This is a genomic window from Photobacterium makurazakiensis (genome assembly GCF_050336715.1).
GTDB classification, from domain to species: Bacteria; Pseudomonadota; Gammaproteobacteria; order Enterobacterales; family Vibrionaceae; genus Photobacterium; species Photobacterium makurazakiensis.
Genome location: NZ_JAKJSJ010000019.1, coordinates 42,539 through 55,599 on the forward strand (window position 1 = coordinate 42,539; position 13,061 = coordinate 55,599).

At 44.3% G+C, this 13,061-nt stretch carries 10 protein-coding genes; 3 read left to right on the top strand and 7 right to left on the bottom strand.

Going from position 1 to position 13,061, the window contains the following annotated elements; translation table 11 throughout:
• Positions 1 to 86: 86 nt before the first annotated feature.
• Entirely contained in the window at positions 87 to 461 is a 375-nt protein-coding gene (locus L4D09_RS09635; RefSeq protein ID WP_428457290.1) for a nitrous oxide-stimulated promoter family protein, read from the top strand.
• A gap of 85 nt (positions 462 to 546) precedes the next feature.
• Here L4D09_RS09635 and fldA read toward each other — a convergent pair whose 3' ends face one another.
• The 3 genes from fldA to hcp all read right to left on the bottom strand — a co-directional run bounded on the left by fldA (position 547) and on the right by hcp (position 6,247).
• Positions 547 to 1,035 (bottom strand): flavodoxin FldA, encoded by a 489-nt coding sequence (fldA, locus tag L4D09_RS09640; protein WP_428457291.1) that lies wholly within the window; start codon positions 1,033 to 1,035, stop codon positions 547 to 549.
• Between the two features lie 113 nt (positions 1,036 to 1,148).
• A complete protein-coding gene (gene nifJ, locus L4D09_RS09645) occupies positions 1,149 to 4,730 on the bottom strand; it encodes a pyruvate:ferredoxin (flavodoxin) oxidoreductase (protein ID WP_428457292.1) in 3,582 nt (1,193 codons plus the stop codon).
• 167 nt (positions 4,731 to 4,897) lie between these two features.
• Entirely contained in the window at positions 4,898 to 6,247 is a 1,350-nt protein-coding gene (hcp, locus tag L4D09_RS09650; protein WP_428457293.1) for a hydroxylamine reductase, read from the bottom strand.
• A gap of 305 nt (positions 6,248 to 6,552) precedes the next feature.
• Between hcp and L4D09_RS09655 the strand changes: the two genes are divergently transcribed.
• Positions 6,553 to 6,726, top strand: coding sequence for a hypothetical protein (locus L4D09_RS09655; protein WP_428457294.1), 174 nt, complete (start codon positions 6,553 to 6,555; stop codon positions 6,724 to 6,726).
• A gap of 30 nt (positions 6,727 to 6,756) precedes the next feature.
• Here the strand turns inward: L4D09_RS09655 and L4D09_RS09660 are convergent, their stop codons facing one another.
• From L4D09_RS09660 to nhaC, 4 genes are all read right to left on the bottom strand, one after another.
• Positions 6,757 to 7,878, bottom strand: a complete 1,122-nt coding sequence (locus L4D09_RS09660) for a M20 family metallopeptidase (RefSeq protein WP_428457295.1) — start codon at positions 7,876 to 7,878, stop codon at positions 6,757 to 6,759.
• An 86-nt stretch (positions 7,879 to 7,964) separates the two neighbouring features.
• Positions 7,965 to 8,429: a YjiG family protein gene (locus tag L4D09_RS09665; protein ID WP_428457296.1), complete on the bottom strand. Its 465-nt coding sequence runs from the start codon at positions 8,427 to 8,429 to the stop codon at positions 7,965 to 7,967.
• Positions 8,429 to 9,148: a nucleoside recognition domain-containing protein gene (locus tag L4D09_RS09670; protein WP_428457297.1), complete on the bottom strand. Its 720-nt coding sequence runs from the start codon at positions 9,146 to 9,148 to the stop codon at positions 8,429 to 8,431. Before L4D09_RS09670 ends, L4D09_RS09665 begins: the two co-directional genes overlap by 1 nt.
• Before the next feature lie 516 nt (positions 9,149 to 9,664).
• A complete protein-coding gene (gene nhaC, locus L4D09_RS09675) occupies positions 9,665 to 11,110 on the bottom strand; it encodes a Na+/H+ antiporter NhaC (RefSeq protein WP_428457298.1) in 1,446 nt (481 codons plus the stop codon).
• Positions 11,111 to 11,896: 786 nt separating this feature from the next.
• Here nhaC and asd point away from each other — a divergent pair.
• Positions 11,897 to 13,012, top strand: a complete 1,116-nt coding sequence (asd, locus tag L4D09_RS09680) for an aspartate-semialdehyde dehydrogenase (protein WP_428457299.1) — start codon at positions 11,897 to 11,899, stop codon at positions 13,010 to 13,012.
• Positions 13,013 to 13,061 lie beyond the last annotated feature (49 nt).

The following is a 13,061-nucleotide window of genomic DNA, read 5'->3' on the forward strand; positions in this document are numbered from 1 at the left end:
TTACACTGTTTAGCTGCTGAATATTGTACTGACTGAACTGTTCATTAGGCTAAATTGATTTAGATCAATGGATGGATGTGCTGTCGGTGGATAATACCGCCACTATGACCGTTCAAACTACACATTCAGTTCGTCAGCAGCGTGAACTGGATACAGCTAAAGCGATGATTCGACTTTATTGTAAAACGCTGCACCGTGGAGCGATTGTTTGCCCAGAATGCGAAGGGTTAATTAATTATGTTGAGAGTCGAATAGGCAGTTGCCGTTTAGGAAACGACAAACCTAATTGTTTGCAATGCCAAACTCAGTGCTACCAGCCAGCTAAGCGGCTTCATTTGAAACATGTATTGCGCTGGGCAATGCCTAAATTTACTTGGCGACGACCACTCCAAGCGTTTAAATTTAAAATGGGAATGCTTCGTCGGTCCACGAGTGTTGATTCAACAACACCATTACAATAACGTAGTGTGGTGTCGTTCAGACAGAGAAAAGGCTGCATTATGCAGCCTTTGTCTTTTTGCGATAGAACTTAACGTTGATGGTCGTTTACAGTCCGAGGCTGTGTAGCCAAGTGGCAATACGATCGTTGGTCAGTTCAGGTTGGCGATCTTCATCGAGTGCCAAGCCAACAAATTTGCCTTCTTTTACCCCTCGGGAATCATTGAATTCATAACCATCAGTTGGCCATTCGCCCACTAATTCACCACCTGCTTCGATCACAAGATCGGCTAAATCTCCCATCGCATCAAGGTAGCTATCAGGGTAATCAACTTGATCGCCTAAGCCAAAGATAGCGACTTTCTTCCCGCTTAGATCGGCATCTTCCATTTCAGGTACGAAATAGTCCCAATCAGGCTGCATTTCACCATAGTTAGCGGTGGGCGTGCCAAGAATCAGGAAATCATAGTCATCAAAAATGTCATGGCTGTTACCTGCAATGTCGGTGCACTCGACACCAAGCTTAACCGCAATTCGTTCTGCGACTGTTTCAGTGTTACCTGTATCGCTACCAAAAAAAATACCAATGTTAGCCATGTTTTTCTCCAACAGTTTTTCATTTAGACGTGCAGTATCGAAGGCGCCTAATGAGTTGTTATTCATATACGTTGATTTGAAGCATAGCGATATTGGTCGCTACGCTTAATGTTCTATTTTTTCTCTGGTTTCCATTGACCCAGTTGCTCAAGCAACAAGTGCTTGGTTGCCACTTGATCACGAAGACGCTCAAGATTACGTTCATATCGCTCTGGGTCGCGGCGTAAAACCTGAGTAAATCGAGCTTCTTTGCTGATTAAATCTTCGACATCTCTTTTCGGGGCTTTAGAGTCCATTTGCAGGGCGGCCCGGCCTTTTTCAGTCCGGCGTGGATCAAATCTGAATAATGGCCATAAGCCAGTCTCAACTAATAGCTGTTGATGCTCTATGCCTTCTGCCATATCGAAGCCATGGGTAATACAAGGTGAATATGCAATGACCAGAGATGGCCCTGGGTAGGCTTCAGCTTCTTGCAGTGCCTTAATGGTTTGGTTCATGTTGGCACCAAGGGCTATTTTGGCGACATAGACATTGCCATGCATCATCATATTTAACGCTAAATCTTTCCCGTTGCTGACTTTGCCTTGAGTCGCAAATTTAGCCACGGCACCTGTCGGTGTTGCTTTTGACTGTTGACCACCGGTATTGGAGTAACCTTGGGTATCCATAACCAGGACATTGACGTTATCGCCTCCCGCAAGTACATGATCAAGGCCGCCAAAACCGATGTCGTAAGCCCAGCCGTCACCGCCGACAATCCAATTGCTTTTTGCAACAAGATCATCCGCTTTACTATCTAACTGGCGATGAGAGTAAGGCAATTCTGCTCGTAGGCGTGCGATATTCTCACGTTGACGTACTACGGCAGACTCACTGCCATCAAAGGCATCTATCTTGATTTGTCCAATGAGTGCTTGGGGCAATATATCGGTCGCGGTTTCAAGGAGTGACAACGCTGTATTACGTTTACTATCGAGCGCTAAGCGCATCCCTAAGCCAAATTCGGCATTGTCTTCAAACAGTGAATTTGCCCAAGCAGGACCACGGCCATGTTGGTCAACGGCATAAGGCGTTGTTGGTAGGTTACCGCCGTAAATCGAAGAGCAGCCTGTCGCGTTGGCAATGAGCAAGCGATCACCAAACAGTTGCGTTAGCAATTTCACATACGACGTTTCACCGCAGCCAGAACATGCACCTGAGTATTCAAATAGCGGTTGAAGCAACTGACTAGTACGAGCATCAATACGTTTGATATCGATACGTTCTAACTCTGGCAGATCAAGGAAGAAGTCAAAGTTGTCGCTCTGCTGTTCAATAACCCCTTGCTTGGGAGCCATATTTATGGCTTTACGCTCAGGGTTGTTTTTATCACTTGCTGGGCACGCAGTGGTACATAGGTTACAACCGGTACAATCCATAGGTGAAACTTGTAGGGTATATGCCTGTCCTTTGAAATCTCGCTGTTTGTATTCTGTATGCTTGAAACCTTGTGGTGCATTTTCTAATGCTTCGGGAGCAACAGCTTTTGCTCGAATGGCAGCATGAGGGCATACAAGGGTACAAATATTACATTGGGTACAAAGATCTTCTTCCCATACCGGTACTTCTTGCGCAATGTTTCGTTTTTCCCATTGGGTTGTTGCGGTAGGCCAGCAGCCATCGACAGGGAAGGCACTAACCGGCAGTTGGTCGCCTTTATCTGCCATCATCATGGCACTAACACGCTTGACCAGATCTGGTGCTTTTTCGCTAACAACTGGTGGGCGACGGAAAATACTGGTGGCTGATGGAGGGATCGCCACTTGTGCTAAGTGTGCGATTGTTGCATCAACAGCGATATGGTTTGCCTGTACAATTGCAGGCCCGCGCTTGCTATAGCTTTTTTCTATCGCTAGTTTGAGCTGGCTAATTGCATCGTCAAAGGGCATGAGTTCACTTAGCGCAAAGAAACCTGCTTGCATGATGGTGTTGATACGGTTTTTTAGCCCAAGCTTACGCGCCAGTGATACGGCATCGATAACATAGAGGTTTAGCTGTTTATCAATGATAACCTGCTGAACTTCCAGTGGCAGATGTTCCCATACATTATCAGCCGAATGAGGACTGTTAATAAGCAATGTGGCTTGATGGGTTGCCTTTTCAAACATTTCCAGCTTGTTCACAAATTGAAACTGATGGCAGGCAATGAATTCAGCTTGCTCAATCAAATAAGGTGCTTCAATCGGGGAGCCGTCAAAACGCAGATGAGAGACTGTTGTTCCGCCTGACTTTTTAGAGTCATAAACGAAATACCCTTGAGTATGCAGCTGCGTACCTTCGCCGATGATCTTGATGGTGTTTTTATTTGCACTGACGGTGCCATCGGCGCCTAGTCCGTAGAATAGTGCGCGCAGACGCGAGCTAGGCTCAACCTCTACCGTTGTCGGTTCTGGGAGCGATAGGTGTGTAATATCGTCATTGATACCCACGGTAAATGATTGGTGTAGGCAACGCTTAATCATCGCATCGAAGATACTTACTGCATGTGATGGATTGAATTCTTTTGAAGATAAACCATAACGCCCACCGATTACTGCAGGTAAGTGTGGGAAGCGGTTTTGGTTAAAGGCTTGCTGCAGGGTGGTGGCCACATCAAGGTATAATGGCTCACCAACGGCACCCGGCTCTTTAGTGCGATCGAGTACGGCCAATTGTTCCACTGTGACTGGCAGTACAGATAAGAAATGCTTAAGCGAGAATGGGCGGTATAGGTGAACACTAATCACCCCGACCTTACGGCCTAATTGCAGCTGGTGGTCTACAGCTTGTTGAACCGTTTCAGAGGCTGAGCCCATGACGGTAATAACATCAGTGGCTTCTGGATGACCGTAGTAATCAAACAGTTTGTATTCGCGGCCCGTTAGTTGTGCAAATTGCTCCATCTTGGCTGCCACAATATCAGGGCAGGCTTGATAATAGAGATTAGCCGCTTCGCGAGCTTGGAAAAACGTATCTGGGTTTTGTGCCGTACCGCGAATGCTTGGTGAATCTGGCGTTAAACCTCGTTGATGAAAATCGTCAACCTGATTTTGGTTGATCATGGCTTTTATTGTGTCGTCATTAATCAGGGCAATCTTGTTGATTTCATGCGAGGTGCGAAAACCATCAAAGAAGTGAACGAATGGAATGCGGCTTTCGAGCGTTGCAGCTTGGCTAATAAGTGCAAAATCATGTGCTTGCTGAACGCTATTTGCCGATAGCATCGCAAAGCCAGTTTGGCGCACAGCCATTACATCTGAATGATCACCAAATATAGATAGGGCATGGGTGGCAAGCGTTCGCGCGGCAACATGCATAACGAAAGGGGTTAGTTCACCAGCAATCTTATACATGTTGGGAATTTTAAGCAGTAAGCCTTGCGATGAAGTAAATGTTGTTGCCATCGCCCCAGCCATCAAAGCACCATGCACCGCACCAGCGGCCCCGCCTTCTGATTGCATCTCAATGACACGTGGAACTTGGCCCCATAAGTTAGCTTTGCCTTGAGACTCCCAAGTTTCACACGCTTCAGACATCGGTGATGATGGTGTTATTGGGTAGATCCCTATCACTTCGTTACAGCGATAAGCAATAGAGGCTGCTGCTTCATTGCCATCCATCGTGGCAAATGAAATGTTATGGGTGGTTGATGAGGGATTTTGCGAATCATTAGACATAATGAGCTCCAGCGAACAAGCACTGCAAATACGCGCTGATCTATTACAAGGAATAGTCAGGCTCTATTATTGTTTTAATAGGTGGACCAGCCCTAAGTGGGTAGCAGAGAACCGGCCCAAATTGTGTAGGTTTACAGAGCCCATACTAGGCTCTGTAAAATTGGGCGTTATGCTTCAACCATCTCGATTTGAGGCTGAGGGTTCAGCATTTTCTCTAGATCTTCCTTGGCATTGCCTGTTAGCTGCAGATTGAATTGCTGCTGTAGGAAGGCAAAGATATCTTCGTTGACAAACTCTGGTGGATTAGGACCAAGGTAGATGTTTTGGATTCCAAGGTTGAATAGAGCAAGCAAGATAAGAACCGCTTTTTGTTCCATCCAAGACAGGACAATATTCACCGGCAAATCATTAACGGGTACGCCCATCGCATCACTTAGAGCAAGTGCGATCATGACTGCACCGTAGCTGTCATTACATTGGCCAAGGTCGAGATAACGTGGGATTTCAGTACCAGGAATGGTTCCGAAGTCATGATCATTGAAGCGGAATTTGCCGCATGACGAGGTTAATATGATGCAATCATCTGGGATTGAAAGTGCCAATTCACGGAAGTAGTCATTAGGCTTGCCCGGTTTGTCGCAACCTGCCACTACGAAGAATTGCTTGATTTTACCTTCGTTAACCGCCTCAAGGATCTGAGGTGCAAGACCTAGGATCGTTTTGTAGTTATGGCCTGTCATCAAGGTATCTTCGCTATCGAAACCTTCAATGTCGGGTAGGCTCAATGTTTGCTCGATAAGTGGGGCGAAGTCATCTTCAAGTTGTCGGCAGTTATCGATGCCAACAATCCCGTAGCTGTATAGGCGATCTGCGTAATCTGCACGGCCTGTAGGCGGCACGATACAGTTAGTTGTTACGATGATCGTACCATTCCATTTTTGGAATAGTTGCTTTTGATCGAACCAAGCTTTACCCACATTACCTTTCAGGTGGCTATATTTGCGAAGTTCTGGATAGCCGTGAGCTGGTAGCATCTCTGAATGGGTGTAGATATTGATGCCTTTGCCTTCTGTTGCAATCAGTAGGCGCTCAAGCAATTCAAGATCATGACCTGTAACTAGAATACCTTTACCTTCAGCTTTGTTCTGAGGAACACATACCGGTGTCGGTACACCAAGACGGTTATGATGTGCCTCGCCAAGACGAGACATCATTTCACTACCGGCACCACCAATTTTCATTAGCTGCTCGATGTGCTGGTCAAAACTGAAGTTAACATTCGTTAGGGTGAAGTACAGTGTTTCGGCAATGACATCATCAACTGATTTAGTATCCGCGCCTAAATCATCGGCATGAGTCCGATATGCTGATAGGCCCTTTAGGCCAAAGATCATAATATCTTGTAGACGAGATAGGTTTTCATCTTTACCACAGGTACCTTGGGTTTTTCCTGTGCTACCGCAACCACCGCTCTGAGCCATAGAGCACTGGTGACAAAACATTGCTAGGTTCGACATTATTGCATTCCTTAAAGGTGTATTTATATTGCAACTTATAGGGAGAGGATACGGCGGCTGGCTGATGAGTTCCTTGATCAAGATCATTTTCGCAAATAAAACATGCATTAAATATGGATCTTATGTTTTATATTTTAGCTTTATGCGTAAAAGGCCAGCAAAATGAATAGCCTAGGAGAGCTGTTCTGTTAGTAGATAGTTTAACCTTTAGAAGCTATTTTTAACGTTTATCCTTGAAAAGTAGATGGTTAATAAATTATGCTTCTCGCGTTTTTTATTGAGTAGTACTTTCGGGGTGAAATAAGGTGGAAGTATGCAAAATAGAAAGAAGTATTCGTACAATGGCATTGGTAGAGTCAAGAGAGCATGTTCAGGCTGTTAGAGCACGGTTTCTTAGCCGCTATGTAGCAAGTAAGCCTGCACATCAGAGTGACAATATGGTTATTCAAGGTAATGATGAAAACAAAAAAGGGCGCTAGAGCGCCCTTTGTCATATCTGGAAAAAGTAATTAACCAGCAATTTTAGTGATAACTTTCTTAAGTAACTGGATACGAGGTTCGATCGTGTCTAGTTCAAGATATTCATCTGCGCTGTGGAAACCAGCGCCAGCAGGGCCAAGGCCATCAAGTGTTGGAATACCAAGTACCGCTGTTAGGTTAGCATCAGAACCACCGCCAACTTCTTGCCATGTAATATCAATACCTAGCTCTTTACCTGACTCTTCAACCAACGCCATTAGTGCTTCAGTCTTCTCTGAAGGCACCATTGATGGTTTGTGAGCTTCACGCTCGACAGTAATTGCAACGCCGTCGACAAATGGTGTTTCAGCAAGTGTGCGAATTTTCGCATCAGCATCAGCATATTCGTCGTTATCCCAGAAGCGAACATCAATAACGGCTTCTGCATGATCCGGAACGATGTTTGCGCCTGCGCCACCTTTAACCACACCGACGTTCAGGGTAGTACCTGACTCGAAGTTGGTAAGGTTGTTGATGGCTAACACCCAGTTTGCCATTTCTGTGATTGCACTGCGGCCGTTTTGTGGTTCATTACCAGCGTGAGCGGCTTTACCTGCAAACGTTAGACGGTAACGTGCCATGCCTTTACGAGCTTTAACTAAAGAGCCATCAGCACGTGCTGCTTCAGCAACCAAAACATTTTTTGCATTGACTGCAACGCTCTTAAGCCATTTTTCTGAGTGCAGAGAACCAATCTCTTCATCTGGATTCATACAAATACAGATTGATAGCTTATCCAGTGTTTCTTTATCCATTTCACGCATAACGTGAACAACGTTTAGTAGACCCGATTTCATATCAGAAACACCTGGGCCATACGCACGCTTGTCATCAAACGTCATTGGACGAGCAGCAACTGTACCAACAGGGAATACGGTATCCATGTGGCCAATTAGCATGACATCGATCGACTCAGCTTCAGGCTTGTTACGAACTTCAAGGCCAGTGCCTGCGATACCGCAATCAATGCGCTTAACGTTCCAGCCTAGATCGAGGTATTTTTTCTCCATCTGGTTGGCAATAACTTCGATGCCTTCTTTAGTAAGGGTACCGCAGTCAACATCAATTAACGGACGTAGTTCTTCCAAGTAATCTTGTAGTGAGAAACTCATAGTAGCTCCTGATAGAAACCCGTTTTTTCGGGTAGGAATAGCGACAGGAATAAAAAGGGGAGCAAAGGCGCTCCCCTTTTAAAAAATTACAGCAGGATGTTCATTACGAACATTGCAACAAAGGCATTCAGTACAGAGATACCAATCATTACAGGGATATGGCGGCCTTCTGTACCGATAACACCAAGGATTCGACCAAGGTACTGAACCTGAGAACCCATTAGGTAGATAGCTGGTGCTAGGATTGCAATGTGGTTGCCGTCTAGGATACCGCTATCAAATAGCGTAATAACAACACCGACAGCACCGCCCATTGACATCCATGCGCCAATCAGTACGGCTGCTGCTTCACCCGGTAGGCCGAAAACGCCCATAATTGGTGAGAACAACACGCCCATAGCATCAAGTGCGCCAGTCAGAGAAAGTACTTTGATGATCACGAACGCCATCATTACATTTGGAATGGTTGAGCTTGTTGAAATAGCCCAGCCTTTCTTAGCACCTTCTACGAAGATATCAGTGATCATTGGTTTTTTAGTTGCTTGAGACATTATGCGGTCTCCTTCTCTGAAGTTACGTTGTTTTTCTTGTCAGTCGCGGCAAGGTAGAAGCGGAAGATGTTTGCGCCTACAATTTTCATTACGAACATCATTACAACAGCAAGGCCGATAGAAGATGTTACTGCTTGTGTGCCATCGGCATAGGCCAATGTGAATAGCACGGCACCAGAAGAGAAGAAGTTAACGATAGTTGCACCAGCAGAGAACTGGAACATCGCAAATACGTCGGTTTCTCGCTGATTAATATGACCGGCTTCTTGAAGTTGACGAGTCATAGAAGCACCTGAGTCGGTGTTCTGTAGCGAAGCAATTAATGCCAAACCAGTGTCACCAGGCAGGCCAACAAGAGGGCGCAGCAATGGTGTTAGTAGTTTACGTGCTGCATCTAGGGCACCATAGTGCTCAAGTACGTTGATCATACCTAGTGCAAACATAACCGTTGGAACAAGTGTTAATGCGAATAGGAAACCGTCACGAGCACCGCTACCGCCAGTACCACGCATAGTTGTTTGCGTTACTTCTATCGCGCCTTCAGCAGCAACCGTGACATTGTTTGCCATGGTGCCGAAAGAACCATTTAGGGTGTTAAAATCAAAAACACCGTACCACTCGTTCGTCTGTAGTAAACCTGAAAAGAACACAAAAGCGAACGCTAGGGCAATGTATGCACCTATCGATACCTTTTGGTCTTTTACTGCTGGATTGCTCATATATAACCTCGTAGGAATAAAAAAGCCAAACTGGCAAAAGTAACTTGTAACAACCTTTAACAACCGGTTAGAGGTTTATGCTACTTAAAATAAGAAAACGCAGTTATTTTCTCTAAATGGGGTGGGAATTATTTGATTGGGGTCAATATGTGCTACTGAAAAGTAATACTATGGAAGTATTCGTTATTAATTGTGATCTAGATCTATATTAATGGTCTATTTGTATAAATTAATGAACAAGCATTATATTTAAACTTATGATGAAATGTTTTTTCTTTATTAATTAATTGGTTGAAAATAGTGTATTTAACGTTTTGTTTTTGTGGAAAAGGTTGGTTTTGATGTATTTATCTGGGTTTTAAGGCGTCTTACTATTATATCGCTCATTAATATTAATTTACATATTTGGTGAGTTTATGAAAATAAAATTAGCTAGTGGTAGGTGTCTATTTGCATAATGTAAAAAAAGAGCACCCAAAGGTGCTCTAGATTGATAAAGAAAAATGGAGTCGTTGTTTATGCGACGGTTTGTTGCTGAGTAACTGCAGGCAGCTCTTCTTCATCATTATCAGCTTCAACGGTTGGTGGGCAGCGGTCAACAAACCAACCCATGTACGAAGAGACAATGGTGACAATAATACAAACGAAGCTTAGCCACATAAACGGAGCGTAAGAGAAGGTCGCGACACCTAGAATACTCGCCATATAGATACCATTATCGCTCCATGGCACCATACCCGATGTGAGTGTGCCGCCAAATTCTGCATTTCGAGATAGATTTTTACGCTGGTAACCAAGGCGATCGTAGTTCTTTGCACAAATCTTTGGCGTCAGTATTAGCGACACGTACATAGCAGAGCCGAAGACGTTACCTAAAAAAGCGGTTGCAATGGTAGAAACCGTTAAGCTACCTGCAGAGTTAACCCGCTTTTCAAACAGCTTCGCAATGGTCTGTAATACACCGACTTTATCAAGTAAGCCGCCAAAGCCTAGGCCAAAAATAATCACAGCCACTGAGCCTAACATTGAAGACATACCGCCACGGTTTAGGATGGCATCAATAAAGTCCACACCAGAACTAATTGAGAATGGTGCCCATGCTGTATTAAAGGCAACAAGAGGATCCATATCTTGCACCATTACCGCCCAGATAATCCCAAGCAGAGAGCCAAATGAAATAACAGGGAAAGAAGGTAGTCGTAGTGTCAGAAGCCCTAGAACAACAATAACTGGCACAAAAGAGAACGGTGAAATAACAAATTGTTGATCCATTGCGATAATCACAGATTCAACCTGCGACATATCGACATTACCCGCGTAGTGGATACCAACAGCAGTAAACATAATACCGGTAATGATGTAGCTGATCAGAGCTATTGGTAGCATGCCTTTAATGTGTTCGACGATTTCGACATTAGACATCGACGAAGCAAGGATCACAGAATCAGATAATGGCGACATTTTATCACCGAAATAACAACCTGACAGTACTGCACCAGCCGTCATTGGTGCAGGAATCCCCAAGCCTTGACCTATTCCCATCATTGCAATACCTGCGGTGCCCGCTGCACCCCAAGACGTACCTGTCGCAAGTGCTGTTAGCGAACAGATCAGCATGGTTGCCAGTAGGAATATCGAAGGGTGGATGGCTTTAAGGCCATAATAAATGATGGTTGGTACTATACCACCCGCAATCCATGTCCCCACAAGAGCACCGACGGCAAGCAGGATGAGCACAGCACCAAGACCATTTGAAATGCCTTTGGTAGCGGCTTGTTCGAGTGATTTGTAGTTATGGCCGAGTTTAATACCCAGTGCCATGATAATGAACCAGCCTATATAGAGAGCCAATTGGATTGGTAGATCGAGCTTCGCTGTAAAAGAGAATGCCAGCGCAAGAAAAATACCCAGTGCAATCACTACTTGTGTGATTGAAGGCAGTTTTACAGTCTGTTTGTTCATGTTTATAACCTTGTAACGTCGAGCCTGAAATTTAAAAAGCCTCTGATTTTATTAATAAATGATGAGGCTAAATTGAAATTGTTATGATTTGAAAGCCAATTATTGAGGTCTAATATGAAATCGTGGCCACTCTATCGAATAGTGTATGTCGCTGCGATAAAGAGTTTGCTTTTCTGTGAACTCATTCAATAAGAGGCTCAAAAATGGATAAAATACACATTTTATTGTTATGTTTTTGTGTATCAAGCGTTCATGAGTTGTGAGGTGGTTGTTTTTTGACTGTATGTAAAATTTGTTTCCATTTATAAATATCTCCATTTATTGGGCTAAAGCTTTGTGTCATGGCTTACTTGCTAGGTGAAAGTGTTGCTCGATGACTATTTTGCAGGTTATCAATTTGTCGTGGTGATATCAAAAAATGATGGAAATGGAGTTTGTGTTGTAGATTTAATGAATATAGCTCTAAGCCATTAAATTGAACGTTTTCTATCAGTCTGTCTGCTTTTTATTCGGGTGTTGTTTGCTTTCTAGCCCGTTTATTTACCGAGTTGATGCATGGCTTATATCGGCGAATAAAAACGTCAACTTTACTTTCCAGATAAAAATTTCACACAGTAGTGATTTTTTTTACAGGTTTATTGCATATTCTACTTGTGTTTCAAGGCCGAAATTACTATAGATGGGGGTCTGTTTGTCATGATAACTATAAGTAGCGTCTTTACGTTCAATGTATAGCAGTTGCCGATAGTTATACTGATATAAATAGAAACAGGGAGTGTAGTGCACATGATGAAAGTAGGCTTAGTTGGATGGCGAGGGATGGTTGGTTCTGTCCTTATGCAGCGTATGGTAGAAGAAGGCGATTTTGATGTAATCGAACCTGTTTTCTTTTCAACGTCTCAGGTGGGTATTCCTGCGCCAAATTTTGGTAAAGATGCTGGTAATCTTCAAGATGCCTTTGATATCGATAGCCTGAAAAAACTGGATGCGATTGTGACCTGCCAAGGCGGAAGTTACACTGAAAAAGTTTATCCGCTATTGCGTCAAGCTGGCTGGAAAGGGTATTGGATCGATGCTGCATCAACGTTACGCATGGCTGACGATTCTATTATTTCGCTTGATCCTGTGAACTATGACCAGATGAAGCAGGGCTTACATAACGGTGTAAGTACATTTACCGGTGGTAACTGTACTGTCAGCTTAATGCTGATGGCTGTGGGTGGGCTTTACCAAGCTGGTTTGGTTGAATGGATGACATCACAGACTTATCAGGCCGCATCGGGTGCTGGTGCAAAGAACATGCGTGAGTTGATCAGCCAAATGGGTGTGATTAACGATACGGTGTCGAGTGAACTTGCTGATCCGTCAACATCGATTCTAGATATTGATCGTAAAGTCGCAGATGCTATGCGTTCTGCTGATTTTCCGTCTAGTGAATTTGGCGCACCGCTTGCGGGCTCGTTAATTCCTTGGATTGACGTTAAACGTGAAAATGGTCAAAGCAAAGAAGAATGGAAAGCATCAGTCGAAACCAACAAGATCCTAGGTCTTGATGGTCAGCCAATTCCAATTGATGGCACATGCGTTCGTATTGGTGCAATGCGCTGCCATAGCCAAGCACTAACGCTAAAACTGAAGAAAGATGTGCCGCTTGATGAAATCGAGCAGATCATCGCGTCGCATAATGATTGGGTAAAAGTGATCCCGAACGATCGTGATATCACTGTGCAAGAGCTTAGTCCAACGAAAGTAACGGGTACATTATCTGTTCCTGTTGGTCGCTTGCGTAAGCTGGCGATGGGTGGTGAATATCTGAATGCCTTTACTGTGGGTGATCAGCTACTTTGGGGTGCAGCAGAGCCCTTACGCCGTACGCTGCGTATTATCTTGGCAGAAAAGTAACCTCTACTCTCTGATGATAAGAAAACGCCTGCTAATGCAGGCGTTTTTA

Bases quoted from the DNA above. Each gene is read 5' to 3' on its own strand.
- L4D09_RS09660 (WP_428457295.1), bottom strand. From the start codon at position 7,878: ATGAGTTTCTCACTACAAGATTACTTGGAAGAACTACGTCCGTTAATT.
- nifJ (WP_428457292.1), bottom strand. From the start codon at position 4,730: ATGTCTAATGATTCGCAAAATCCCTCATCAACCACCCATAACATTTCA.
- asd (WP_428457299.1), top strand. From the start codon at position 11,897: ATGATGAAAGTAGGCTTAGTTGGATGGCGAGGGATGGTTGGTTCTGTC.
- nhaC (WP_428457298.1), bottom strand. From the start codon at position 11,110: ATGAACAAACAGACTGTAAAACTGCCTTCAATCACACAAGTAGTGATT.
- fldA (WP_428457291.1), bottom strand. From the start codon at position 1,035: ATGGCTAACATTGGTATTTTTTTTGGTAGCGATACAGGTAACACTGAA.
- L4D09_RS09665 (WP_428457296.1), bottom strand. From the start codon at position 8,429: ATGTCTCAAGCAACTAAAAAACCAATGATCACTGATATCTTCGTAGAA.
- L4D09_RS09670 (WP_428457297.1), bottom strand. From the start codon at position 9,148: ATGAGCAATCCAGCAGTAAAAGACCAAAAGGTATCGATAGGTGCATAC.
- hcp (WP_428457293.1), bottom strand. From the start codon at position 6,247: ATGTCGAACCTAGCAATGTTTTGTCACCAGTGCTCTATGGCTCAGAGC.